The organism is Kitasatospora misakiensis (assembly GCF_042656005.1).
GTDB classification, from domain to species: domain Bacteria; phylum Actinomycetota; class Actinomycetes; order Streptomycetales; family Streptomycetaceae; genus Kitasatospora; species Kitasatospora misakiensis.
In genome coordinates, this window is record NZ_JBHSOF010000012.1 from 122,958 (window position 1) to 146,928 (window position 23,971).

The 23,971-nt window shown below is 73.9% G+C and carries 20 protein-coding genes; 12 read left to right on the forward strand and 8 right to left on the reverse strand.

Features of this window, described 5'->3' with window-relative positions; all coding sequences use genetic code 11:
- Positions 1-55: 55 nt before the first annotated feature.
- A complete protein-coding gene (locus ACFP3U_RS12615) occupies positions 56-2,020 on the forward strand; it encodes a DUF8034 domain-containing protein (RefSeq protein ID WP_380225513.1) in 1,965 nt (654 codons plus the stop codon).
- On the opposite strand, the gene ACFP3U_RS12620 is transcribed toward ACFP3U_RS12615, so the two are convergent.
- Positions 1,983-3,293: a cytochrome P450 gene (locus ACFP3U_RS12620; RefSeq protein ID WP_380225514.1), complete on the reverse strand. Its 1,311-nt coding sequence runs from the start codon at positions 3,291-3,293 to the stop codon at positions 1,983-1,985. The two genes, ACFP3U_RS12615 and ACFP3U_RS12620, sit on opposite strands and share 38 nt — an antisense overlap.
- A gap of 130 nt (positions 3,294-3,423) precedes the next feature.
- On the opposite strand from ACFP3U_RS12620, the gene ACFP3U_RS12625 reads away from it, so the two are divergent.
- A complete protein-coding gene (locus tag ACFP3U_RS12625) occupies positions 3,424-4,044 on the forward strand; it encodes an L-threonylcarbamoyladenylate synthase (protein WP_380225515.1) in 621 nt (206 codons plus the stop codon).
- Positions 4,045-4,076: 32 nt separating this feature from the next.
- Here the strand turns inward: ACFP3U_RS12625 and ACFP3U_RS12630 are convergent, their stop codons facing one another.
- Positions 4,077-4,610 (reverse strand): universal stress protein, encoded by a 534-nt coding sequence (locus tag ACFP3U_RS12630; protein ID WP_380225517.1) that lies wholly within the window; start codon positions 4,608-4,610, stop codon positions 4,077-4,079.
- 268 nt (positions 4,611-4,878) lie between these two features.
- On the opposite strand from ACFP3U_RS12630, the gene ACFP3U_RS12635 reads away from it, so the two are divergent.
- The 5 genes from ACFP3U_RS12635 (at position 4,879) to ACFP3U_RS12655 (ending at position 8,366) form a co-directional block, all read left to right on the forward strand.
- A complete protein-coding gene (locus ACFP3U_RS12635) occupies positions 4,879-5,451 on the forward strand; it encodes a DUF4291 domain-containing protein (RefSeq protein ID WP_380225546.1) in 573 nt (190 codons plus the stop codon).
- A gap of 48 nt (positions 5,452-5,499) precedes the next feature.
- Positions 5,500-5,877: a hypothetical protein gene (locus tag ACFP3U_RS12640; protein ID WP_380225518.1), complete on the forward strand. Its 378-nt coding sequence runs from the start codon at positions 5,500-5,502 to the stop codon at positions 5,875-5,877.
- Between the two features lie 4 nt (positions 5,878-5,881).
- Positions 5,882-6,598, forward strand: a complete 717-nt coding sequence (locus ACFP3U_RS12645; protein ID WP_380225519.1) for a rhomboid-like protein — start codon at positions 5,882-5,884, stop codon at positions 6,596-6,598.
- 40 nt (positions 6,599-6,638) lie between these two features.
- Positions 6,639-7,409, forward strand: coding sequence for a transposase family protein (locus ACFP3U_RS12650; RefSeq protein WP_380225520.1), 771 nt, complete (start codon positions 6,639-6,641; stop codon positions 7,407-7,409).
- 97 nt (positions 7,410-7,506) lie between these two features.
- Positions 7,507-8,366 (forward strand): IS5 family transposase gene (locus ACFP3U_RS12655; protein WP_380225521.1). Its coding sequence is split into 2 segments (ribosomal slippage): positions 7,507-7,870 and positions 7,870-8,366, totalling 861 coding nucleotides; the frame shifts between segments, so codons are not numbered across the junction.
- Here the strand turns inward: ACFP3U_RS12655 and ACFP3U_RS12660 are convergent.
- The 3 genes from ACFP3U_RS12660 to ACFP3U_RS12670 form a co-directional block, all read right to left on the reverse strand.
- Positions 8,335-9,066: a Crp/Fnr family transcriptional regulator gene (locus ACFP3U_RS12660; protein ID WP_380225522.1), complete on the reverse strand. Its 732-nt coding sequence runs from the start codon at positions 9,064-9,066 to the stop codon at positions 8,335-8,337. The two genes, ACFP3U_RS12655 and ACFP3U_RS12660, sit on opposite strands and share 32 nt — an antisense overlap.
- Before the next feature lie 107 nt (positions 9,067-9,173).
- Entirely contained in the window at positions 9,174-9,386 is a 213-nt protein-coding gene (locus ACFP3U_RS12665; RefSeq protein ID WP_380225524.1) for a DUF5988 family protein, read from the reverse strand.
- A gap of 120 nt (positions 9,387-9,506) precedes the next feature.
- Positions 9,507-12,581, reverse strand: coding sequence for a helix-turn-helix transcriptional regulator (locus ACFP3U_RS12670; protein WP_380225525.1), 3,075 nt, complete (start codon positions 12,579-12,581; stop codon positions 9,507-9,509).
- 455 nt (positions 12,582-13,036) lie between these two features.
- Here ACFP3U_RS12670 and ACFP3U_RS12675 point away from each other — a divergent pair, with 455 nt between their 5' ends.
- Positions 13,037-16,339 carry a BTAD domain-containing putative transcriptional regulator gene (locus ACFP3U_RS12675; protein WP_380225527.1) on the forward strand — a complete coding sequence of 1,101 codons (3,303 nt, stop codon included), beginning with the start codon at positions 13,037-13,039 and terminating at the stop codon, positions 16,337-16,339.
- Positions 16,340-16,430: 91 nt separating this feature from the next.
- Here the strand turns inward: ACFP3U_RS12675 and ACFP3U_RS12680 are convergent, their stop codons facing one another.
- From ACFP3U_RS12680 to ACFP3U_RS12690, 3 genes are all read right to left on the reverse strand, one after another.
- Complete coding sequence (locus ACFP3U_RS12680) at positions 16,431-18,095, reverse strand: MFS transporter (RefSeq protein ID WP_380225529.1); 1,665 nt, start codon at positions 18,093-18,095, stop codon at positions 16,431-16,433.
- A gap of 209 nt (positions 18,096-18,304) precedes the next feature.
- Positions 18,305-19,369, reverse strand: a complete 1,065-nt coding sequence (locus ACFP3U_RS12685) for an alpha/beta hydrolase (RefSeq protein WP_380225530.1) — start codon at positions 19,367-19,369, stop codon at positions 18,305-18,307.
- Positions 19,366-20,181, reverse strand: a complete 816-nt coding sequence (locus tag ACFP3U_RS12690; RefSeq protein WP_380225531.1) for a 2-oxo acid dehydrogenase subunit E2 — start codon at positions 20,179-20,181, stop codon at positions 19,366-19,368. Before ACFP3U_RS12690 ends, ACFP3U_RS12685 begins: the two co-directional genes overlap by 4 nt.
- Positions 20,182-20,368: 187 nt before the next feature.
- Here ACFP3U_RS12690 and ACFP3U_RS12695 point away from each other — a divergent pair, with 187 nt between their 5' ends.
- The 4 genes from ACFP3U_RS12695 (at position 20,369) to ACFP3U_RS12710 (ending at position 23,914) form a co-directional block, all read left to right on the forward strand.
- Positions 20,369-21,382: a threonine ammonia-lyase gene (locus ACFP3U_RS12695; RefSeq protein ID WP_380225532.1), complete on the forward strand. Its 1,014-nt coding sequence runs from the start codon at positions 20,369-20,371 to the stop codon at positions 21,380-21,382.
- Positions 21,383-21,509: 127 nt separating this feature from the next.
- Entirely contained in the window at positions 21,510-22,073 is a 564-nt protein-coding gene (locus ACFP3U_RS12700) for an allene oxide cyclase barrel-like domain-containing protein (protein ID WP_380225533.1), read from the forward strand.
- A 357-nt stretch (positions 22,074-22,430) separates the two neighbouring features.
- Positions 22,431-23,111 (forward strand): thioesterase II family protein, encoded by a 681-nt coding sequence (locus tag ACFP3U_RS12705; RefSeq protein ID WP_380225534.1) that lies wholly within the window; start codon positions 22,431-22,433, stop codon positions 23,109-23,111.
- 26 nt (positions 23,112-23,137) lie between these two features.
- A complete protein-coding gene (locus tag ACFP3U_RS12710) occupies positions 23,138-23,914 on the forward strand; it encodes an AfsR/SARP family transcriptional regulator (protein ID WP_380225535.1) in 777 nt (258 codons plus the stop codon).
- Positions 23,915-23,971 lie beyond the last annotated feature (57 nt).

The window sequence follows — 23,971 nt, forward strand, 5'->3', positions numbered from 1 at the left end:
TTGCCTGAATCGAGTAGTCCCTGAATCGAGTTGTCCCTGAATGGAGTCGTCCCTGATGCATCCCCGCCTCACGGCCTCGGTGCCGCTGCTCGAACCGCCGGGCTGGGCGATCGCGCAGCGCGAGCTGTTCGATCTGCTGGACCGGGCCCGGCACCGGTTCGCGGCCGACTTCACCGGACCGGACGGGCGGCTTCGCTACACCGGTGAACTGACCTCCCGCGACGGCGCGGACGACTTCTACGAGGTCTTCTTCAACTGGCCGCAGCTGTACCTGCTCGGCGGCTCGGACGACATCCTGCACCAGGCCGAGCGGCACTGGGAGGGCGTCACACACCAGCTGACCGAGCTGGGCATGCTCAAGAACGAGTACGAGCGCGGCTATGACTGGTTCCACCAGGGCGAGAGCCTGCTCCTGCTGTACTTCCTGTGCATGGCCGCCCCCGACCGGTGGGCCGGGCGGGCACTGCGCTTCGCCGACCTCTACGTGGACCCGGCGCACGGCAACTACGACCCCGAACACCGCATCATCCGCCGGCCCCACAACGGCAGCGACCCCGACCGCGAAGGACTCTTCGACGGCGACGCCTACCCCTGGCTGCCGGACGAAGCCCGGACGTACGGCTTCCCGCTCGACTGGACCCTTCCCGCCGGGGCCCCGCAGCCGCCGCTGGAGGCCGACCCGCGCCTCGGCGAGGAGATGCGCCGCCGCATGGGCTCCGGCGACACCGCGGTCAACCTGGCCGCCGCCGGCCTGGTCCACAACGCCTGGATGCTCTCCGGCGAACAGCGTTACGCGGACTGGATCACCGAGTACGTCGGAGCCTGGCGGAACCGCGCCGCCGCCAACGGCGGGATCCTGCCCGACAACGTCGCCCCCGACGGCACGGTCGGCGGCCTGCTGGAGGGGCGCTGGTACGGCGGCCACTACGGCTGGTCCTGGCCGCACGGCTGGTACAGCATCGGGCACGCGGCGATCGTCGCCGCGCTGGCCGGCGCCGCCGTCACCGGCGACGACTCCTACCTGGACCTGGTACGCCCCGCCCTGGACGAGATCATCTCGCACGGCAAGGTGATGTCCTTCACCGCGGCGGACTCCAGTCTCCGCTCCAAGTGGATCCCCCAGCTCGCCGAGGAGGTACGCACCCCCACCTTCCACGTGCCGCTGCGTTACAAAGACGAAGGCTGGTTCGACTACAACCCCATGCTGATGGCGGTGCCGACCGCGCTGTGGCACCACACGGCGTCGGAGGCCGACCAGCAGCGCATCGAGCGCCTGCGCGCTGCCGCCGGATACGACTGGCGCACGGTCCGCTCCTTCCGCAGCAAGGAGGAAGCCGGGCATGAGGAGCCCTGGCTGGCGTTCCTGGCGGGAGACGATCCGGACTACCCGGAGAAGATCCTGGCCGCCGCCCAGGCCCAGGTACGTCACCGGCTGACCCGGATGGAGCTCTACCGTGACAGGGAGGTGCCTGAAGCCGACATCCACCTGTGGCAGCAGTCCAACCCCGTCGTCACCGAGGCACTGGTCCAACTGACCTGGGGCGGCCCCCAGGTGGTCTACAACGGGGGACTGCAGCAGGCGCGCGTGCGCTACTACGACGCCACCGCCCGCCGCCCCGGCCTGCCCGTCGGCGTCGCGGCCCTGGTGTCGTCCATCGACCCGGACGCCACGGTCGTCGACCTGGTCAACCTCGACCCCGAACTCGCCCGCTCGGTGATCGTCCAGGCCGGTGCCTTCGCCGAACACACCATCCGCACGGTCGATCACACCGCCTGCGAGGACCCCTCCTGGATCGGCGACCTGTACGACTACGGTCACACGGCCCCGACAGTCACCACCCGCTCGATGCGGGTCGAAGGGCCCTGGCTGCAAGTGGAACTGCCCCGCTCCAGCACGGTCCGCCTCACCCTGCGGCTCGGCCTGCGCACCCAGGCGCCCTCCTACCGCACGCCCTTCGACATGGCAGGCCCCGGCGCCGGCGTCAGTCCTGCCGGCTCCACCGCACGTCCAGGCGCTTGAGGCCGTTCTGGAAGTTGGACACCAGCCGGGCGGGCACCGCGCCGGGGGCCAGCTCCAGTGCGGGCAGGCCGGTGAGGACGTGGCGCAGCATCGCCGTCATCTGGAGGCGGGCCAGCCGGGCGCCGATGCAGAAGTGCGGGCCGTGGCCGAAGCTGACGTGGTCGTTCGGGGTGCGGGTGATGTCGAAGCGGTCCGGGTCCGGGAAGACGGTCTCGTCCCGGTTGGCGGAGGCGTGGTACACCACCACCTTGTCCCCCCGCCGGATGCGCCGCCCGCCCAGTTCGACGTCCCGGGTGGCGGTGCGCCGGAAGTCCACCACCGGCGGCCAGTGGCGCAGCATCTCCTCGACCGCCGAGTCGATCAGCTCCGGCCGCCGCAGCAGCAGCCGGTACTGGTCGGGGTGGCTGAGCAGCGAGTACAGGCCGCCCGGCAGGGCGTTGCGGACGGTCTCGTTGCCGGCGACCGCGAAGAGGAAGAAGGTCGTCTCGAACTCCGCCGTGTCGAGTCCGCCCGCCCGCATCCGGGCGAGCACGCTGCCGGGGCGGGGGCGTTCGGCGAGCGCGTGGGCATAGGCGAACATGTCCGTGAGGGCGGCGTGCGAGCGGGGGTTGACCGGGCGGCCGTCCGGCGTGGTGCGGGTCGTGGGGCGGTGGGCGAGTGCGGCGCGGCCGAGGTCGGAGAGGGCGGCCGGGTCGACCGTACGGGAGTCGGCGTGGTCGGCGTCCTGGTAGCCGATCACCCGGTCCGCCCAGTCCTGGAGCAGCAGCCGGTCCTGCTCCGGGACGCCCATGATCCGGGCCAGCGTCCGCACCGGGAGGTCGGCGGGGAGCCGGACGAAGTCCGCCTCGCCGCGCGCCCGCACCTGCCGGACGGTGTCCGCGGCGTGCTGCTCGATGCCGTCCGCGAGCTCCCGCAGGGCGCGCGGGGTGAACGCCCCCGCGACGATGCGGCGCAGCCGGGAGTGGCCGGGCGGGTCCTGGTTGAGCATCATCGTCCGGGCGAAGTCCAGGTCGGCCGGCGAGTCCGGGTCGCGGATCTGGGTCGCGCCCAGGTGCGAGGAGTACAGCTCCGGCGCGCGCAGCACGGCCTTGACGTCGGCGTGCCGCAGCACCGCCCAGTAGCCCGGCCCGGCCGGCCACGCCCCCGCCGCGGGCTCCTCCACCCAGCAGACCGGCGCTTCGGCCCGCAGCTCGCGCAGCAGCTCGTACGGCACGCCCTCGGCGTAGGTCTCGGGGCGGAAGATCCGGTTCACCCGCGCCTGCTCGAAGCCCATACCGCCCGACCGTACGCCGCGCCCCGGCGCGCGGCCAGACGGCGGGACGTTGCGGTGGCACGTGGCGGTGGCACGTGGCGGCTGCGCCCGGCTGCCGCCGGTGAGGGCCGGGATCCCGTAGGGTCGGCCAATGGCCAAGTACTTCGACGTGCACCCAGAGTCTCCCCAGCCGCGCACCATCAGCACGGTGGCCGCCAGTCTCCGGTCCGGGGCGCTGGTCGCGTACCCGACCGACTCCTGTTTCGCGCTGGGCTGCCAGCTGGACAACCGTGACGGCCTCGAACGGATCCGGTCGATCCGGCGTCTCGACGAGCGCCACCACTTCACCCTGATGTGCGAGGACTTCGCGCAGCTGGGGCAGTTCGTCCAGCTCGACAACAACGTCTTCCGCGCCGTCAAGGCCGCGACGCCGGGCAGCTACACCTTCATCCTGCCCGCCACCAAGGAGGTCCCCCGCCGGCTGATGCACCCGAAGAAGAAGACGGTGGGGGTCCGGATCCCCGACCACGCCGTCACCCGGGCCCTGCTCGCCGAACTCGGCGAGCCGCTGCTCTCCAGCACCCTGGTGCTGCCCGGCGACGACGAGCCGATGACCCAGGGGTGGGAGATCAAGGAGCGTCTCGACCACGTGCTGGACGCCGTGGTGGACTCGGGCGACTGCGGCACGGAGATGACGACGGTGGTCGACTTCTCCAGCGGCACGCCGGAGATCGTCCGCCGGGGAGCCGGCGACCCCGCGCGCTTCGAGTGACGCCCCGGGGCGCTGCGCCTCGGGCCAGTGCCTCAGGCCGCGGCGAGGGCCGCGAGTTCGCGCAGGTCGACGCCGCGGCGCAGCGCGCGCGCGTCTTCCTGGAGGTCGGACGGCGGCACCGCGAGGACGGTGCAGCGGGCGTGGGCGAGGCAGTAGTGGCTCACCGAGCCGCCGCCCTGGAACAGCCGGCGCACCGCGCCGCGCACCGCACCGCGCCGGCCCGCGCCGACCACCAGCAGGTCCCCCGGCCGGTCGGCCAGCCCGGTCAGCACCGGCCCGGCCGGGCCGCGGACCACCTGCGGCTCGACCCGCACCCCGGCCGGGAGCCCGCCGAACGCCTCGTCCAACGCCCGCTCCAGGCGGCCGGCGGCCATCTCCCGCCAGGCCCGGAGCAGCGGCGGGCAGGGCCGCAGCCGGTAGTTGTACTCCCCACCGACCGGCGTCCACGCCAGCACCGGCACCAGCACCGCACCCCGCTCACGCGCCTCGTCCGCCGCCCGGTGCAGGGCGGTCAGGCTCTCCAACGAGCCACTGACTCCGACGATGACGCGCGCGCCGTCCGACATGATCCTTCGCTTTCCGGTGTTCGATCGTCCGATTGCTTGGTGATTATGCTTCCACAAGGGCTCACGGCCTGCAAATCAAAGGCTTTAACTGTATATAGCCTTGCATCGTGCGGCGCCTCGCCCGTCCCCCGCCGAATTCACTGGCGGCGGCCCGACCGGTTCGGCCACCCTGGTCGGCGTGCCCGTACCGAACACCACCACCCCGAGCGCTGAAGCACCACAGAGCGCGGACCCGCAGAGCGCGGACCAGCCGGAACCGAGACACCGGATCCGCGCCGTCCATACCGCCGAGACCGTGACCGTCCACCAGGCGTACGCACCCGGGATCGGCCTGCCGGCGGCCCGCGACGGTCGCTTCCCCGAGCAGTGGAAGCGCGACCGGATGACGTGGATCAAGCCCTCCTTCCTCTGGATGATGTACCGCTCCGGATGGGCCACGAAGGAAGGGCAGGAGACCGTGCTCGCCGTCGAGATCGACCGGGCGGGCTTCGAGTGGGCTCTGGAGCACGCCTGCCTGGCCCATTACGAACGCGGACTCCACCCGGACCGGGCGACCTGGCAGCGCCTCCTGAAGCGCTCCCCCGCACGGGTCCAGTGGGACCCCGAGCGCGACCTGCACCTGCGGCCGCTGCCGTACCGCTCGCTGCAACTCGGCCTCACCGGCGAGGCCGCCCGGCGGTACGCCGACGAGTGGGTGGTGTCCATCACCGACGTCACGCCGCTCGTGCGGCGGATCCACGGGCACCTGAGGGACGGCGAGGCAGAGGCGGCCCGGCGGCTGCTGCCGGACGAGCGGCCCTACCCGATGGCCGGCGGCCTGCCGGCCCACCTGGGCGGGTGAGAGGCGGGGCGGAGGCGGACCGGCCGAGTGGCGGCATACGATCGGCGGGTGACCAAGCGCAGTGATTCCTCGTCAGCGTCCCCGGTGACGGTGTTCTCGCACGGCTGGGCGATGCCGGCCGGGGACTCCGTCCTGTCCGTCGGCTCCGTGGGGTCGGTGCTGTCCATCGGGTCGGTCGGTTCGGTGCTGTCGGTCGGGTCCGTCGGCAGCTTCCTGTCGATCGGGTCGGCCGGTTCGGCGGTCTCCGCGCTGTCCGTCGGCTCGTGGCTGAGCGTCGGCTCGCTGCTCTCCGCGAACTCGCGGTGGTCGGTGCTGTCCTGGCGGTCCCGGCGCGGGCTGATGGTGGCGGGCGCGGTGGCCGTCGCCGCCGGCGCGGCGGGTGCGGCGCTCGCGGGCGGGTCGCCGGCGCGCCGTCGGGGCCGGTAGGGCCGTGGTCCCGAAGCTTCCGCCGCTCGGCCCGTGGATCCGGCGCCTGCCGCGCAACCCGGCGTTCTGGTACGTCGCCGCGCTGGCCGCGATGTGGCCGGTGCTGCGGCTGCTGCCACCCGAGCGGGTGCACGCGCTGCGCGCCTGGGTGTCCACCGATCTCGGCAATCTGCGGCTGTGGCCGGACGGCCATCCGGTCGAGTCGCTGACCCTGTCGGCCTTCGTCCCGCAGGACACCATCTGGGTCTGGCCGGTGTTCGCGCTCTCCCTGTTCGCGGTGGTCGGGGCGCTCGGCGCCCGCCGGGCGGTGGCCGCGGTGGCCCTGGTCCACGTGGCGGCGACCGCGTTCACCGAGGGCCTGGTGTGGTGGCGGATCGAGCACGGCTCGCTGCCGGCCGAGGCCGCGCACGCGATCGACACCGGCCCGTCCTACGTCGTGGTGACCGCCCTGGCACTGGCCGCCACCCGGGCCCGGCCCGCCTGGTCGCGGGCGGTGTGGCTGCTGATGCTCGCGGTCGCGGCCCCGGACCTGCTCGGCGGCCTCACCGACGGCGGGACCGCCGCCGTCGGCCACCTGGTCTCGCTGCTCGGCGGGCTCGCCGTCGCGGCAGCGCACCGCTTCGGCCTGCGCCCGCTGGCCCGCCGCCCCCGCCCCGGGGCGCGTCCGGCCGAACCCGAACCCGAGCCCGAGCCCCAGCCGGAGCGGGTGCCCTGCCGCTAAAGCTTGTTCCGGAAGGTCGGAGAGTGGGCATTTCTGCGGTATGGGTGGGGTGCTCCGGGCTGAGCCGGTGTGGGTGGAGACGTTCACGGGTCTGCGGATGCGGCAGTTCGAGGGCCTGGTGCGGGTGGTGCGGGAACGGGGTGGCAACGGTCCGGGTGGTGGTCGGCCGTGGTGTCTGCCGCTGTCGGACAGGGTCCTGTTGGTGGCCGTGTACTACCGGACGAACCTGACCATGCGGCAGTTGGCTCCGTTGTTCGGGATCTCGACGGCGACGGTGTGCCGCGTCGTCCGGCGCCTGGGCCCGCTTCTGGCCCTGGAAGCCGTTCCACGCCCGGCCCCGGGCGTGGAACGGCTGTGGATCGTGGACGGCACCCTGATCCCGGTGCGCGACCGGAGCGTCGGGGCGTCGAGCCGCAATTACCGGTTCTCGGCGAACGTGCAGGTCGTCATCGACGCCGACACCCGGCTGGTGGTCGCCACCGCCCGCCCGGCGCCGGGCAACAAGGCCGACGCCCATGTCTGGCGGGCTTCCGACCTGCCCGCCGTGTGCGCCGACGCGACCGTGCTCGCCGACGGCGCCTACCCGAACACCGGGCTGGTCGTTCCCCACCGCCGACGACCCGGGCGTCCACTCCTGCGGGCCCAGGAGGAGGACAACGCCGAACACCGCCGCGTGCGCGCCCGCGTCGAGCACACCTTCACCCGCATGAAGAACTACAAGATCCTCCGCGACTGCCGACAGAAAGGCGACGGCCCGCACCACGCGGTGCAGGCCGTCGCCCACATGCACAACCTCACCCGAACCGCCTGAACCAGCAGGCCAGACCACACCCCCCACCTGCCCACACCCAGACTTCTGCAACAAGCTTTAGTGTCCGTCTTCAAAGCTGATCAAGTGATGAGGGATCATGGTGGTCGTGGTGGGTCGTCATGAGCTTTCGGATGCCGAGTGGGCTGTGTTGTCGCGGTTTCTGCCCGCTTCGGGGGTAGCCGGTCGTCCGCGGTCGGACGACCGGCTGGTGCTGAACGGGATCGTGTGGAAGCTGCGGACCGGCACGTCCTGGCGGGACGTGCCGGAACGCTACGGCTCGTGGCAGACCCTGTACACGCGTTTCCGCAGGTGGGCGCTGGACGGCACGTTCTCCCGAATGCTCCGTGCGATCCAGGCGGAGAAGGACTCGACGGGGGACATCGACTGGCTGGTGTCGGTCGACTCCACGATCGTGCGGGCCCACCAGCACGCCACCGGCGGCAAAAAGGGGCAGCAGACCGGGACGAAGCGGGTAATCACGCCCTCGGCCGATCCCGTGGAGGACTGAGCACCAAGCTCCATCTGGCCTGCGACGGACGGGGCCGCCCGCTCGGCTTCGTCCTCTCCGGCGGCAACACCAACGACTGCACCCGCCTCGAAGCCGTCATGGAAACGATCCAGGTCCCGAGGGTCGGGCCGGGGCGCCCGCGCACCCGGCCCGACCACGTCATCGCCGACAAGGGCTACAGCTCCCGCAAGATCCGCACCTACCTGCGCAGACGCGGCATCCCGCACACCATCCCCGAACGCGTCGACCAGGCCAACGGCCGCCTCACCCGCGGCTCGCACGGAGGCCGGCCACCCGCCTTCGACCGCAACACCTACCGGCTCCGCAACGTCGTCGAACGCTGCTTCAACCGGTTGAAGCAATGGCGCGGCCTGGCCACCCGCTACGACAAGACCCGCGAGTCCTACCAGGCCGCCGTCACCATCGCCTCAATCCTGCTCTGGATCTGACCTTTGAAGACGACCCCTGGCCGATAGCGCTCCGCAGGGCGGCCGGGTCGCCGACGACGATGCGGCGGCGGCCGCACTCGACACCCAGCGGTACCAGCTCGACCAGGGCCGCGCTGATCGTGTTCCGCGAGACGCCGAGGTGCTGGGCCAGCTCGTCGCGGGTCAGTGCGAGGGCGACTCCCGTTGGCGCCCCGGCGCCGGGTGCTCCGCCGGACAGTTCGGCCAGGACCACCAGGGCGGCCGAGAGCCTGGCCACGACATCCCCGCCGCCCCGGGCGACATCGGACTCCCGGAGCCGACCGAGGGCGTACCGGACCATGACGGGGTACAGGTCCTGGTCCGCGACGAACCGCAGGAAGGCCGTCCGGGTGACCACCGCGACCGAACAGTCCACCATCGCCTGCACGCTCGCCGAGCGCACGCCGTCGTCCAGTACGGCGACCTCGCCGAGCACCTCGCCCGGGCCGCGGAAGGCGAGGAGGGTGAGGTCGCCGTTCGGCTCGCGGCGGACTGCCTTGGCTACGCCGGTGAGCAGGGCGAGGACGTGGGTGCCGGGTTCTCCCTGCCGCAGCAGGGTGGTGCCGATCGGGTGGCGGCGTATGTGCGCTCCGGTCAGCATGGTGGACCAGCGCGCCTCACCCATGAGGTGACGCAGCGTCCGTTCCGACGGGTCCGGCGGTCCGCCGGCGCGGTCGTCCATGCGACGACGATAGGGGTGCCGGGGGGCGCGTGCGGGGCTCCCCCGGAAACTCGTCCGGTGACACGGTGACAGCCGCCGGGGGTGCGGCGGGCTGCCCCCGGCGGGTGTCACTCCGCGACGAAGGTGTTGCCGCTCCACTCGAAGACGGAGAGGGGGACGCCCTCGTGGACGGCCGTTCGGTCGGTGCGGCGGAAGTGTTCGTAGCGGTTTCCGGCGTGGACCTTGACGAGGCTCTCGCCGGGCGCGACCGCGCGCACGCGCTCGAACTCCGCCCCCGCCGCACCTCCTTCGAGCAGGATGTTCGCCTTCGGCTCCGTCATCTGTTACCTCCCGGGGGTGGCTTCGCCAGCGATACCTGACCTGGCCCCGAAGCTACGCGGCGCCTCCCGGCCGGTTAACCCCTAACCGACCCTTTGCCGGGTCGGTTAGGGGGTCCGGAATCAGCCAGTCGCGTCCGGCAGGAGGTGCGTCGGCAGGTCCGCCCGCCGGTTGACCCGGAGCTTGCGGTAGGCGCGGGTGAGGTGCTGTTCGACGGTGCTGACGGTGATGAAGAGCTTGTGGGCGATCTGACGGTTGGTGTGTCCGCGGGCGGCCAGCGCGACCACCCGGAGTTCGGCCCGGCTCAGCTCGTTGACCAGCGGTGGCTGCGGGCCGCGCGGTGCGGGCACGACCGCGCCCGGCCGCCGTACCGCGGGCCGGGGTGAGCGGCCGCCGGGCAGCAGCTCGGCGGGCTGGCCGGACAGCGGTCCGGCGGCCAGGTGGACGCTCCAGGCCGGGAGGACCGCACCGCCGACGGCCGCGCCGACACCGACCTCCGCGCCCACCACCCCGACACGCGTGCCGGCACCGGTGCCGATCGCGCCGCGTGGGGGGCGGGGCGGCGCGAAGGGCCCGAACCGGGAACCACCCCCGGTCCCGGGGGCCGAGAGCCCGGCGGACACCGGCTCGACCAGGCCGCACAGCTGGGCCAGCCGGTGCGCGCGGTCCTCCTCCGCCCGGGCCGACGCGTCGGCCCCCAGCCGCGCGTAGGTGCGGCTGAGTTCGGTCGCCGCGAGCATCTGCTCGTAGCGGTCGCCCCCGGCCTGGAGGTGGTCGAGCGCCTTGGCCAGCAGCCGGGCCCGCTCGCCGAGGTCCGCGGTGGCGGCGGCGAGCAGGACCAGCACCCGCCCGTGGGTGCGCCGGTCGTGGCGGCCGGTGGCGGCCAGCTGCTCGTCCAGCAGCTGACGGGCCTCCCGCTCGCGGCCCAGCCGCAGATGGGCCGCGGCCGCCTCGATCCGCCAGGCGACCAGGTTGGGCGCGTCGAAGCCGAACTTCTCCATCAGCTCCCCGCAGCGCAGGAAGTCGCTGAGCGCGGCCTGCACCCGGTTGCTGGCCAGGTGGTGGCGGCCGCGGGCGAGCAGGTAGAGCAGGCCGCAGGGGGTGCGGAAGACGATGTCGGGCACCGGCACGGCCAGGAAGGCGGCGGCCTCGGCGGGCCGGACGGCGGTGGTGGCGAGCAGCCCCACCGCCAGCGGCAGTCCGACGGCCGCGCCCCAGCTCTCCACGGGCACCATCCCGAGCGCCTCCCGGGCGCGCCGTTCGGCGGACGGGAGTTCACCGCGGCGCAGGTGGGTGAGCGCCTGGAGGGAGGTGAGCAGCGCGGCCCACATCGGGGCGTTGCGGCTGGCGGCCTCCGCGGCCAGCTGCCCGCACCAGAACGCGGCCCGCTCGCACTGGTCGGCGAGGATCAGCACGACCAGGGCGACGATGATCGCGCTCAGGGTGTCGTCGTCCAGCCGGGAGCCCTCCAGCACCGCCTCGGCGGTCTCCACCGTGTCGTGCCCGGTGTGCCCTGCCAGGACACCGGCCAGCGATCCGGCGGCGCGGACCTGGATGCCCGAGCCGAGTTCGGGATCGCTCGGGTCGGGGCGCATCCCGGCCGGCAGCAGCCGGTCGGACAGCTCGGGGTAGGCCTGGGAGATCATCAGACAGACCGTCAGCTTGTTGCGGTCCGGGGTGAGGCCGAAGTCGGCGAGGTGGCGGGCGATGGTGTCCAGGACCTCGGCGGCCTCGTCCAGCCGGCCGTGCCACATGAGCTGGCTCACCAGCGCGGACAGGTCACGGCAGTCGAGCCGGCTCTCCCGGGCCGCCGCGCACAGTTCGGGCAGGTGCCGGGCGGCCGCGGCCGGGTCGACCCGCCATTCGATGCGCAGCAGCGCGGCCCGCACCTCGGCGCGTTCCTGCGGTTCGCGGCACACCTCCAGGGCCACCCGCAGGCACTCGACGGCGAGCGTCACGTCGTCCACCCGCAGTGCCTCCTCGGCGGCCCGGCGCAGGACGTCCGGGGCCCAGGGGGCGGTGGGCCGCTCGGCGGCCACCAGGTGACGGGCGATCTGTTCGACGGGCGCGCCGGCGTTGTGCAGCGACTCGGCCGCCCGGGCGTGCAGGGCGGCCGGGCGGTCCGGCGGCATCGCGCGCAGCACGGCCATCCGGACGCCGTCGTGCCGGAACCGGCCGTCCGACAGCAGTCCGACCGCCTCCAGCGCGTGCAGGGCGTCGGCCGTGGCCTCGGGGCCGAGCTCCAGGACGTCCGCCAGCACCGGGGTGCCGAGGTCGGCGCCGAGGACGGCGAGGGCCCGGGCGACGTCGCGCATGGCGCGCTCGGAGCGGAACAGGAAGGTGCCGAGGGCCCGGCCGAAGGAGTCGCCGAGCACCACCCGGTCCGGCGCGACGGCCGCCCGGTGGTCGTCGGCGATCGCCTGGACGAGCAGCGGGCTGCCGCCGGTGATCCGGTGGCACTCGGCCGCCAGGGCCGCGCCCGCGGCCGGTCCGAGCCGGCCGGCCAGCAGGGCCGCCACCCCGTCCGGACCGAGCGGGCCGAGCCGGATGCCGGTGCAGCCCGGCTGGTCCAGGAACTCGGTCTGCAGCAGCGCGTGGCACAGGTGCGGCCGGCTGGACTGGGTGAGCACCAGCAGGATCGGCACGGTGCGCAGCCGGCGGGCCAGGTAGAGCAGGACGAGCATCGAGGAGAGGTCGGCGTGGTGGGCGTCGTCGACGCCGATGACCACCGGCCCGTTCGCGGCGAGGTCGAAGAAGACCTTGCAGAGCCGGTGCAGGGCGGCCGGGGCGAGGCCGATCCGGTCGCCGCCGAGGCCGTCCTCGCCGCCCCGCTCCCCGCCGAGGGCGCCGTCGGCGGCGGGCCGTCCCGGTTCGCGGGCCGGCAGGTCGTGGTGGAGGGCGGCCATGATGCCGTCCAGGGTCGGCTGGAGCCCGTCGGGGCTGCCGGCCGCACTGCCCGCGCTGTACAGCAGATGACTGACCAGACCGAGCGGCAGTGCCCGCTCGGCCCGGGATCCGGTGGCTCCCAGGAAGGTGCCGCCGGCGGCCACGGTTCGTTCGCCGAGGACCCTTAGCAGCGCCGTCTTGCCGCACGCCACCGGTCCGGTGACGATGGCGAGTCCGCCGGTGCCGTTTAACGTTTCGTCGAGCATTCGGTCGAGTTCGCCGAGTTCTCGTTCTCTTTCGACCAACCACATCAGCTACCATCCCCCGAATAGCATGTGTGACCGCATATTATTATTGATTGACTCGAATTTTACCGAGACCATACACTTCACAACAATTGCGGCGGCTCCGCCCCGATCGGCCGGGCCTCCGCCGGGCCGACCTGCTTCACCGCCCGCCGACCCAGGAATTTCCGCTGGTACGCCCAGACACCATTCGGACCGATACCCGTCCGACCGGCATCCAGCTGGCTTGGAATTCTCGCGGCAAGTGTGGGCGATTCTGCCATGCACCCGGCAGTGGAATCCACCAACTCCGGGTGCGAGTTCATTTACCATAGGCGGCGATTTCGGGCACATCAGCACACATCTTCCCCAGTCCGCGCGGTTCGGCACGGCACACGAATGGTCGGCGGGCTCCCCCGTACCGGTGCTCGCGACGGGCCCGACCGCGGGCCTGGCAGAATGACCGCCGGAGGGGTGGTTACGTGCGCATCGGCATCCTGGGTCCGCTCGAATTGCGGGACGAAGCGGCCCGGCCCATCGAGATCGGCGGTCAGCGGCTGCGGGCGCTGCTGATCAGGCTCGCCATGGACGGCGGGCGCGCGGTCTCCGCCGACCGCCTGATCGACGACCTGTGGGAGGGCTCCCGGCCGGCCGTCCCGGGCAACGCCCTGCACACCCTGGTGTCGCGGCTGCGCGGCGCCGGCGGGCGTGACCTGGTCGCCGCCGCACCGGGCGGCTACCGGCTCGGGGTGGACCCGGGCGAGATCGACGCCGTGGCCTTCGAGCGGCTGGTGGCCTCCGTGCGCCGCTCCGCCGCCCCGGAGGAACGGGCCGCGACGCTGCGCCGGGCGCTCGACCTGTGGCGCGGGCCCGCCCTGGCCGAGGTCGCCGACACCGCCTTCGCCGGCGCGACCGTCACCCGGCTGGAGGAGCTGCGGCTGGCCGCGGTCGAGGACCGGGTCGACGCCGAACTCGCGCTCGGCGACACCGCCCACCTCGTCGCGGAGCTCGAAGGGCTCTGCCGGTCGCACCCGCTGCGCGAGCGGCTGCGCGGCCTGCTGATGCGCGCGCTGCACGCCACCGGGCGGCAGGCCGCCGCCCTGGAGGTGTACGAGGACACCCGCCGGGAGCTCGCCGACCGCCTCGGCGCCGACCCCTCGCCGGAGCTCGCCGCCCTGCACCTGGCGATCCTGCGCGGCGACCTGCGCCCCGCGGCCCCGGCCCGCCCCGCCGAACCGGGCCCGGGCGGCGGCCGGCGCACCAACCTGCCCTCGCCGCTGACCAGCTTCGTCGGCCGCGAGGAGGAGTCCGAGCGGATCGGCAAACTGCTGCGCGAGGCCCGGCTGGTGACCCTCACCGGGCCCGGCGGAGCGGGCAAGACCCGGCTGGCCGGCGAGGTGTCCGCCACCCTGCTCGGCGAGTACCCGGACGGGGTGTGGCTGGTGCCGCTGGCCCAGGTCGGCGCGGCGCAGGACCTGCCGCAGGCCGTCCTCACCGCGATCGGCCAGGCCGAACCCTCCCGGGTGGGCGACGCCACCGCGGTGCTGCCGGCGATGAAGCGGCTGGTCGACGCGCTGGCCAACCAGCGGATGCTGCTGGTGCTCGACAACTGCGAGCACCTGGTCGAGGCGGTGGCCCGGCTCACCGACCGGGTGCTGGCCGGCGCCCCCGGCGTCCGGGTGCTGGCCACCAGTCGGGAACCGCTGGCCATCACCGGCGAGACGCTCTGCCCGGTGCCCTCGCTGCCGCTGCCGCCGCCCGGCGCGGGACCGGCCGAGGCCGGCGGGTACGCCGCGGTGCGGCTGTTCGAGGACCGGGCCGCCGCCGTCCGGCCCGGCTTCCGGGTCGACGCGGCCACCGGTCCGCTGGTGATCGCCGTCTGCCGCGCGCTGGACGGGCTGCCGTTCGCGATCGAGCTCGCCGCCGCCCGGCTGCGCTCCCTGACGCTCCCCCAGATCGCCGAGCGCCTCGGCGACCGCTTCCGGCTGCTCGGCGCCGGCAGCCGGGCCGCGGTGCCCCGGCACCAGACGCTGCGCGCGGTGGTCGACTGGAGCTGGGAGCTGCTGGACGACACCGAGCGGGCGGTGCTGCGCCGGCTGTCGGTGTTCCGCGGCGGCGCCACCCCGGAGGGCGCGGAGCGGGTCTGCGCACCGGAGCACGGACCCTACGGCGGCGGTGGCGGCCCGGCCCTCGACGGCCGGGACGTCATCGACGTGATCGCCGCCCTGATCGACAAGTCGCTGGTCATCGCCACCGGCCAGGGCGAGGTCCGCTACGGGCTGCTGGAGACGGTGCGCGCGTACGCCGCGGAGCGCCTCGCGGAGGCCGGCGAGACGGAGCGGCTGCGGGCCTCGCACGCCGCCCACCTGCTCGCCCTGGTGGAGCGGGCCGAACCCGAACTGCGCGGTGGCGAGCAGGAGTTGTGGACGGCCCGGCTGACCGCCGAGCGGGACAACTGCACCGCCGCGCTCGGCTGGGCGGTCGAGCGGCGGGACACCGGGACGGCCCTGCGGCTGGTCGGGGCGCTGGTCTGGTACTGGATCATGCACAACCAGCTGGCCGAGGCACACGGCTGGGCCGTCGCGGTACGCGAACTGGCCGGCGAGCGGCCCCCCGCCGACGCGCCGGAGCTGGCCGACGCCTACGCGCTGTGCACCTTCCTCGCGGTGCTGATGGTGGAGGGCCCCGAGAGCCCCGACGGCCCGGACGACGGTGACGACGGTGACCCCGCGGACGCCGCGGACGCCGCCCGGCGGCGGGCCGTACGGACCGCGCTGGAGTGCCTGCCCGAGCGGCCGGGGCACCCCGCGCTGCACCTGGCCCGGCCGGTGGCCGCGCTGTTCCTGGACGACGCGGCGGGCGCCGAGCTCGCGCTGCTGGCCGTCCGGGAGAACGCCACCGACCCGTGGGTGCGGGCGATCGCCCGGGTCTGCCTGGGCCACCTCGCCTTCAACGCGGGCCGGATCGACGACGCGCACACCGAACTGCGCGAGGGCTACGCGGGATTCCGACGGCTGGGCGAGCACTGGGGCATGAACACCGCGCTCGGGGGGCTGATGGAGCTGGCCCTGATCCGCGGCGACGGCGCCGAGGCCGTGCGGCTCGGCCAGGAGGCCTACGCGTACGCCGTCCGCGGCGGACCGGAGAGCGGCACCCTGACGCTGATCCAACTCGGCCTGGCCCGCGCCGAGTCCGGCGACCCGGCGCTCGGGCTGGAGGAGATCCGGCAGGGGGTGCGCACCTCGGAGCGGGTCGGGGAGTTCGGCAGCGCCGTGGAGGGGCACGTGGCACTGAGCCGGCTGGCCCGCGCGGCCGGCGACCTGCCGGGCGCCCGGCCGCCGCTGACCCGGGCGCTGGAGCTGCTGGACACCATGGCGGCCGCGAGCAACTCGGTACGGGCCACCGCCCTGACGTACAGCCAGCTCGGCTGCCTGTCCGAGCAGGAGGGCGATCCGGCCGCCGCCGCCGACTGGCACGCGCGGGCCGTCCGGGAGCTCGGCCGGGAGCGGATCGTCCACCAGCAGGCCGCGGCGGCCGTGGTGGAGGGCGTCGCCGCGCTGGCCGCCGCGCGCGGCGAGGCGGAACGGGCCGCCGAACTGCTCGGCACCGCCCACGCCCTGCACGGCTACCGCGACGACCGCAGCGCGGAGGTGCGCCGGGCCACCGAGCGGGTCACGGCGGCCCTCGACCCGGCGACGCTCGACGCCGCGTACCGGCGCGGCCGGGAGGTCCCGGCCGAGCGGGCGCTGGCGCTGGCCGAACGGGTGCTGGTGCCGGACGGCTGACCGGTGCGGGCTGGTCCGGGACGGCAGACCGGTCCGGCCGGGTGGCGAACCGCCCGGCCGGACCTCGGGAACCCCGCTCCGCACGGCAGCGTCAGACCAGCGACTCGCCCTGCTCCTGGGGGAGCCTGGCCGCACCCTGCGGCTGGTTCCCCTCGGCGCCGCGCGCGTCCTTCCGGTCCTTCTTCCCGCCCTTGTCCTTGTCCTTGTTCTTGTCCTTCTCCTTGCTCTCCGCCTTCGCCTGCACCGGGAACTCCGACTTCGGCGGCACGAAGGCGGCGGCCAGCAGCGCGGCCACCACGGCCACCACGCCACAGGCCGTCAGCACCAGGTTGCTGCCGTGCACGAAGGCGTCGTGCGCGGAGTGCAGCAGCCCCTGGTCGTTCAGCTGGGCGGCCACCACGTTGGCGCCGGTCACCGAGTCCCGGGCCGCCTGGGCAGCCTCGTCCGGCAGGCCGCCGGTGGTGATCCGGTCGAGGTAGCCGGAGCTGAGCAGGCTGCCCAGACCGGCGACACCGAGCACACCGCCGACCTGCTGGAGGGTCTCCAGCAGACTGGAGCCGGCGCCGGTGCCCTCCTCCGGCAGCGACCCGAGGACCATGCTGGTGCCGGGGACGATCGCCAGACCGAAGCCGGCACCGGTGACGGTCAGCCAGAGCGCCGCGAAGCCGTAGCCGTCGGCGCTGCTCGACTGCGCGCCGAGCAGGGTGCCGCCGGCCAGCACCAGCAGACCGAGCGGGATGATGACACGCGGCCCGACCCGGGGCACGAAGGCCTCGGCCAGCTGGGCACCGACCACCAGGCCGCCGATCAGCGGCAGCAGGCGCAGACCGGTGCCGAAGGCGCTGTTGCCGAGCACCGACGCCAGGTACTGCGGCACCACGAACAGGATGCCCATGATGCAGAAGTTGACGAAGGTCGCGACGACCGTGCCCCAGAGGAACTTGCGGTTGCCGAACAGGCCGAGGTCGACCAACGGCGAGGCGGCGCTGCGCTCGCGGAACACCAGGGCGATCAGCAGCACCACGCCGGCGCCCAGGGTGCCGAGCACCTTCAGGGAGCCCCAGCCGTCCTCCGGCACCAGGATGGAGCCGTAGACGAGCCCGGTGATGCCGAGCGCGCCGAGCGCCGCGCCCAGGCCGTCGAAGGCGGGCGGACGGCCGGCCTCGGCGCGCTGGGCGGCCGTCGGGTCGGCGGGCAGCAGGAAGGCCACGGCGACCAGCGCCGCCGCCACCACGGGGATGTTGAAGACGAAGACCGAGCCCCACCAGAAGTGGTTGAGCAGCCAGCCGCCGACCAGCGGGCCGATCGGCATGCCGATCGACGCGGCGGCGGTCCAGGTGCCGACGGCCTTGTCCAGCTCGTCCTTGGGGAACATCTTGGGCAGGATCGCCATGGTGAGCGGCATGATCATCGCGGCGCCGACACCCATCAGCGCGCGGACCGCGATCACCGATCCGGGGTCGTTCACCAGGAAGCCGGCCACCGAGGAGGCACCGAACACGGTGATGCCGGTGAGCAGCAGCTTCTTGTGCCCGAAGCGGTCGCCCAGCACGCCGATGGGGAGCATGACGGCGGCGAAGGTCAGCAGGTAGCCGCCGCTGATCCACTGGAGCTGGGTGTTGGAGGCGCCGAGCTCCTGGGAGAGCGTGGGCAGGGCGACGTTGATGATCGTGCCGTCCAGTGAGATCACGAGGACGCTGAGCACCAAGGCGCCCAACCCCCACCAGCGGCGGGGTGAGGGTGACGGGGTCGTCATGGCAGTTCTCCAGAGAGGTGTTGCGGAGCGGGTCGCTGAGGGGGCCGGGGCCGCTCAGACTGGTCGGATTCCACCGTGCCCGGCCGTGCTGGTACGGCGCTGGCAGCCGGCTGGCACCGCCGCGCGGGCCCTGTCAGCGGGCTGGCAGGGCCCGCCACCGGCGGCCGTCAGCGGCTGCGGCCGTCAGCGGCTACCGGCGGAACGGGCCGCTACCGGCGGCGCAGGGACGCGCGCAGCCGGGCGGCCCGCCACATCAGGCCGATCACCGCCGTCCGCGGGTCGAGGCCGCCGCGCATCCGCAGCAGCGACCAGGCCATCCACAGCCGGTTCTCCTCGGCGTGCGAGGGCGAGGCGTGCACGTCGTCGTGGACCAGCAGGCGCAGGTCGCGGACGTGGGTGCGCAGCAGGCCGAGGTCGCCGGGCGGGATGATCTCGTCGCGCAGGCTCGCGACGTACGCCACCGGGATGTCCAGCGAGCGCAGGCCCTCGGCGGGCAGCGCCCAGTCGCGCAGCCCGTCGAGGCCGAGCCCGGTCAGCTGGGTGAGGGTGTCGACGGTGACGTCGGGCAGCCGGGGGTGCCAGGCGGTGTCGGTGAAGAACTCCCGGACCGGCGCGCCGGCGGTGATGATGCCGCGGATCCGGCGGTCCTCCATCGCGCAGCGCAGCGCGAGGTGGCCGCTGAAGCTCATCGCGAACGCGCAGGTGCGGGAGACGTCGGCGCGCCCGGCGACGGCGTCCAGCACGGCGGACAGCGAACGCCAGGCCTCGGTGTCGTAGGGGGCCTCGTTCTCGCCGACGCCGGGCAGTTCGGTGGAGACCACCGCGAAGCCGAGTCCGGCGAAGACCGGCAGCGCGGGCGCCCACTGTTCCTTGAGGGTGAGGTGGCCGCCCATGATGACGACCAGCGGGCGGGGCCGGTCGGCGGAGAGGCCGGCCGTCCAGCAGCCGATCTGACGGCCCTTGAAGTCCACGTCCAGCCGGTGGATGTCCTGGCCGGAGCGCCAGCGCTCGAAGCCGGCCAGCGCCTTCTCGTAGGCGTCCTGGCGGGCGGCGCCGTCGACGTAGGGGAAGCGGGCCATCAGGTAGTGGCGGCCGGCCTCCAGGTGCTTGCCGCCGGCGGTGAGCCGGTCGCCCTGGGCGCACCACTCGCCGACCCAGGAACCGGGGCCGGTGCCGTCGTCGGTGACCCGGTCGAGCAGCTGCTGCCAGCCCTCGATCTCCAGTCCGCGCGCGTGTGCGCCGACGTACTGCTTGAGCTCCTCGATGTTGTTCACGCCCGCTCCCGGGTGGCGTCGGCGGGCTCGGCGGCGTCGGCGTCGGCGGGCTCGCCGGTGTCGGCGGCGTCGCTGGGGAACGTCTCCAGCCGCTGCTTGAGGTCGGTGAGCACGTCCGCCGCCTCCGCGCCGTCGATCACCCGGTGGTCGAAGGTGAGCGACAGCCGCATCATCGGGGCGACGGCGACCTCGGTGCCGCGGGCCACCGGGCGGTCGACGATCCGGCCGACGCCGAGCGTGAGGGTGGTGCCGCCGACGGAGTGGAAGCCGTCGACCGGCCGGTGCCCGAGCGAGGTCACCGCGAAGGTGCCCATCACGTCGGCGCGGCGGTTCAGCGGGCGGGTGCCCATCCGGAACAGCAGCCCGCCGACCGGGCCGGGCAGCCGCTGGAGCAGCCGGGCGCCGGCGAACTCCGGCAGCTCGGCCGGGTCGCCGTCGCGGAAGTGCTCCACCCGCCGCTGGATCTCGTCGAGGCTCGCGCGCTGGAGGTCCGGCAGCACCGTGGAGAGCACGATCCGCTGCCCGTTGAGGGTGCGGTCGAGGGTGAACTTGCCGTTGACGGAGGTGAAGCGGGCCACCTTGGGGCGCAGTCGGCCGCTCATCGCGGCGTTGGCCTCGGGGTGGGCGGCCAGGACGCGGGCCGCACTGTGGAGCACGTAGCTCACGACCGAGTACTTGTGCTGGGTCTCCCGGTGCCGCACGACCGCGGTCATGTCGACGTCGGTGTCCAGGAAGACCGGGGAGATCGCCCGGATCTCTCGAAGGAAGTGGAGCGTGGGCCTGCGCTCCGCGGCAACGGCACTGATCTTCATGGCACCAGGGTTCGCCCGGGGGCCAAAGGCCCGCTTGCCACCCCCTAAAGCCCCCCTACCGGGTGCGGGGCGTCCCGGCGGGCGCAGCGCGGCTTTGGCCGGACCTTAGCCGCCGTCCGGAAGCTGGACCGCGCCAACGACCGGCCGACCCGCGGGGGTTGGACGGAGCCGAGCGAGGAGAGACAGCATGACCGGGACGAACACCGGACTGCTCGCCGAGGGCGTGCCGCAGCTCAGCGCGGCGGGCGTGCACGAGGCCCGCCGGCGGCTGGGCGACCGCGTACTGCCCACCCCGGTGGTCCGCAGCGAGGAGCTGGACGCGGCGGCGGGCGCCCGCCTGTGGCTGAAGACCGAGAACCTGCAGCGCGGCGGGTCGTTCAAGATGCGCGGCGCGCTGCTCGCCGTGGAGCGGCTGGCCCGGGCGGGTTCGCCCGGGGTGGTCGCGCAGAGCACCGGCAACCACGCGATCGCGGTCGCGATGGCCGCCCGGGAGTGCGGTATGCCGGCCGTGCTGGTGCTGCCGGTGGACGCCGCGCCGACCAAGGTGCGGCGGATCCGGCAGGCCGGCGCGGAGGTCCTCCAGGTGGGGACGACGCTGGCCGACCGGCTCGCCGTGGTCGACGAACTGCGGCTGCTGCGCGGCCTGGACGTGATCGACCCCTACCAGGACCCGGACGTGGTGCTGGGCCAGGGGACGGCGACCGCCGATCTGCTGGACGGCGTGCAGGCGGCCGGCGGCCGGCTGGACGCGGTGGTGCTGCCGGTCGGCGGCGGCAGCGCGGTGGCCGGCGCGTGCCTGGTGACCGACGGGTCGGGGATCGAGGTGGTCGCCGCCGAGCCGGCCGCCGTCCCGGCCCTCGGTGCGGCGCTGCGGGCCGGCCGGCCCGTCACCGTGACGGCCGAACCGACCATCGCGGACGGCCTGCGGCCGGACCGGATCGGGCAGTTGCCCTTCGACCTGGCCCGGCACCGGGTCTCCCGGGTGGTGGCGGTGGAGGAGTCGGAGATCGCCGAGGCGATGCGCCTGGTGCTCACCCGCTGCCGGCTGCTGGTGGAGCCGGCCGCCGCCACCGCGGTCGCCGCCGCGCTGCGGATCGCCGCCGAGGGCGGCCGGGCCGACATCGGCGTGCTGCTGTCCGGCGGCAACGTCGAGACGGCCCTGGTGACGGAGCTGCTGTCGGAGCCGGTCGGCACGCCCTGAGGACCCGCCGCCCGCCGGATCCACCGTCCGCCGCACCCGCCGCCCGCCGGATCCACCGAACCACGGGCCGCAGCCCCGCCGCGGACCCCTCACCCAGAGAACCCCACTCAGAGAAACGGAACCTCCCATGCCGCTGCGTATCGAGGGTTGGAAGAGAACCACCGCCGTCCTGGCCTCGCTGGCCGCCTGCGTCACCGTGACCACGCTGGGCGCCGGCCCGGTCAGCGCCAGCGAGGAGGGGCCGGCCAAGCCCCACCGCGGCTGCGTCACCTACCACTTCACCGAGGTCATGACGAAGCTGGAGACCAACGGCACCCCCGGCATCGACGTCCCGGCCGGCTTCGAGGCCACCTGGCTCGACTACCTCTACCCGTTCGGCGCCGAGACCGTCCCGGCCAACCAGGTCGGCACCGCCACCGGCAACATGGACATCCTGGAGGTGCAGGCGCCGGGCGGCCACGGCATCGAGTACCAGTACGAGCTGTTCCACCTCGCCGACGGCGTGTTCACCGCGCAGAGCGCCTTCGACCGCGCCCTGGTGATCAACGGCTCGTGGATCACCCAGCCCGTCCAGGGCCTCACCGGCCGGTACGCCGGCTGGAAGGGCACCTGGACCTGGCGCGCGGTGCCCGGCGACAACGCCGACCACTGGCCGAACTTCGAGGACAAGTTCACCCTCTGCCCGCGCTGACCCGATCCCCCCGACCGTCCAGTCCCGATCCACCTGATCCACCGGTCCACCGGTGTGCCGAACCCCCCGGCCCACCGGTCCCGCCGTCCGCGGTGTCCCCCATGCGCGGATGGCGCTCCCCTACCGGCATCCCCCGAGCCTCCGGCCGCTCTAGGGGTGCCGGTAGGGGCTTTTCCGGGGTTACCCGCCGCCCTGCCGACTTCCTAGACTTCCGAGCGTTCCAGAACGCCCGGCGCTTCACCACACCGGGCGACAATGGCCCGGCGGTGAAAAGGAGTTACGGTGACGGGGACGAAGAATTCCGGCACGGAATGGATACGGCGCTTTCATCCCTCCGAGACGGCCGGCGTACGGCTGGTGGCCTTTCCGCACGCCGGCGGATCGGCGACCTACTGGTTCCCGCTCTCGGAGCGCCTGACGCCCGACATCGAGACCCTCGCCGTCCAGTACCCGGGGCGGCAGGACCGGCGCGCCGAGGAGCCACTGCGCAGCATCCCCGAGCTGGCCGACCGGGCCGCCGAGGCCCTGCTGGCCCGGGACGACCGGCCGCTCGCGCTGTTCGGGCACAGCCTCGGCTCCGTGCTCTCCTTCGAGGTGGCCCGCCGGCTCCAGGCCGCCGGGCGGACCCCGGTGTGGCTGTTCGCCTCCGGCTACCCCGCGCCGTCCCGGCTGCGCGGCGGGGACGTCCACCTGCGCGGTGACGAGGGCATCATCGAGGAGCTGCGCACCGTGGGCGGCACCGACCCGGTGTGGCTGGAGAACGCCGAGTTCATGGAGTCGGTGCTGCCGGCGCTGCGGGCCGACTACACGGCGATCGAGACCCACGAGCGCGGCGACGGCGTCCTGGACTGCCCGCTGACCATGCTGACCGGCGACGACGACCCGCACACCACCGTCGAGGAGGCCAAGGCCTGGGGCGAGCACACCACCGCCGCGTTCGACCTGCGGGTCCTCCCGGGCGGTCACTTCTACCTCGACCAGCACCTGCCGGAGATCTCGGCCCTCATCGCCGCCTCGCTCAAGGGAATCACCGGCTGATCCCGCCGGAGAAGGAGGTCCGATCGGTGCGGTACGAACTCCTGGGAAATCTGCGGGTGGTCGACGGGGGCGGTATGTCCTCGATCAGCGCGCAGAAAGTCGAAATCCTGCTCGCCTCGCTCCTCGCGCACGCCGACCACGTGGTGTCGGTCGATCAGTTGATGGGTGAGATCTGGGGCGACCGGCAACCCCGCCGCGCGCTCGCGGGACTGCATGTGTACGTATCCGAACTGCGCAAGTTCCTGCACCGCCCCGAGCGGGCCGAAGGGCCGATCCTGACCCGTTCCCCCGGCTACGTGCTGCGGCTCGACGGTGACGCCCTCGACGCGCGGGAGTTCCTGGACCTGGTGGGCCTGGGCCGCCGGCTCCTGCGCGAGCAGCGCCTGGAGGAGGCCGGCGAGGCCTTCGAACGGGGCCTGGCGCTGTGGCGCGGGCCCGCGCTGGGCGACGTCGGCCAGGGGCCGGTGCTGCGCAGCTTCGCCACCCGGCTCACCGAGACCCGGATGGAGTGCGTGGAGATGCTGGTGGACGCCCAACTGCGGCGCGGCCGGCACCGGGAGGTGATCGGCCTGCTGTACACGCTGGCCGCCGAGAACCCGCTGCGCGAGGCCTTCCACCGGCAGCTGATGCTGGCGCTCTACCGTTCGGAGCGGCGCGCGGACGCCCTCAAGGCGTACCAGGCGGCGCGGCGGACCCTGCTCGACGAGCTGGGCCTGGAGCCGTGCTCCCCGATGCAGGACCTGCACAAGGCGATCCTGCGCTCCGACGACCTGGACGGCGCGGCGGCCCTGGCCGCGGTGTGACGCCCGACAGGCAGACGACGAAGGGCCCGGTCCCGACCACCGGCGGGTGGTCGGGAC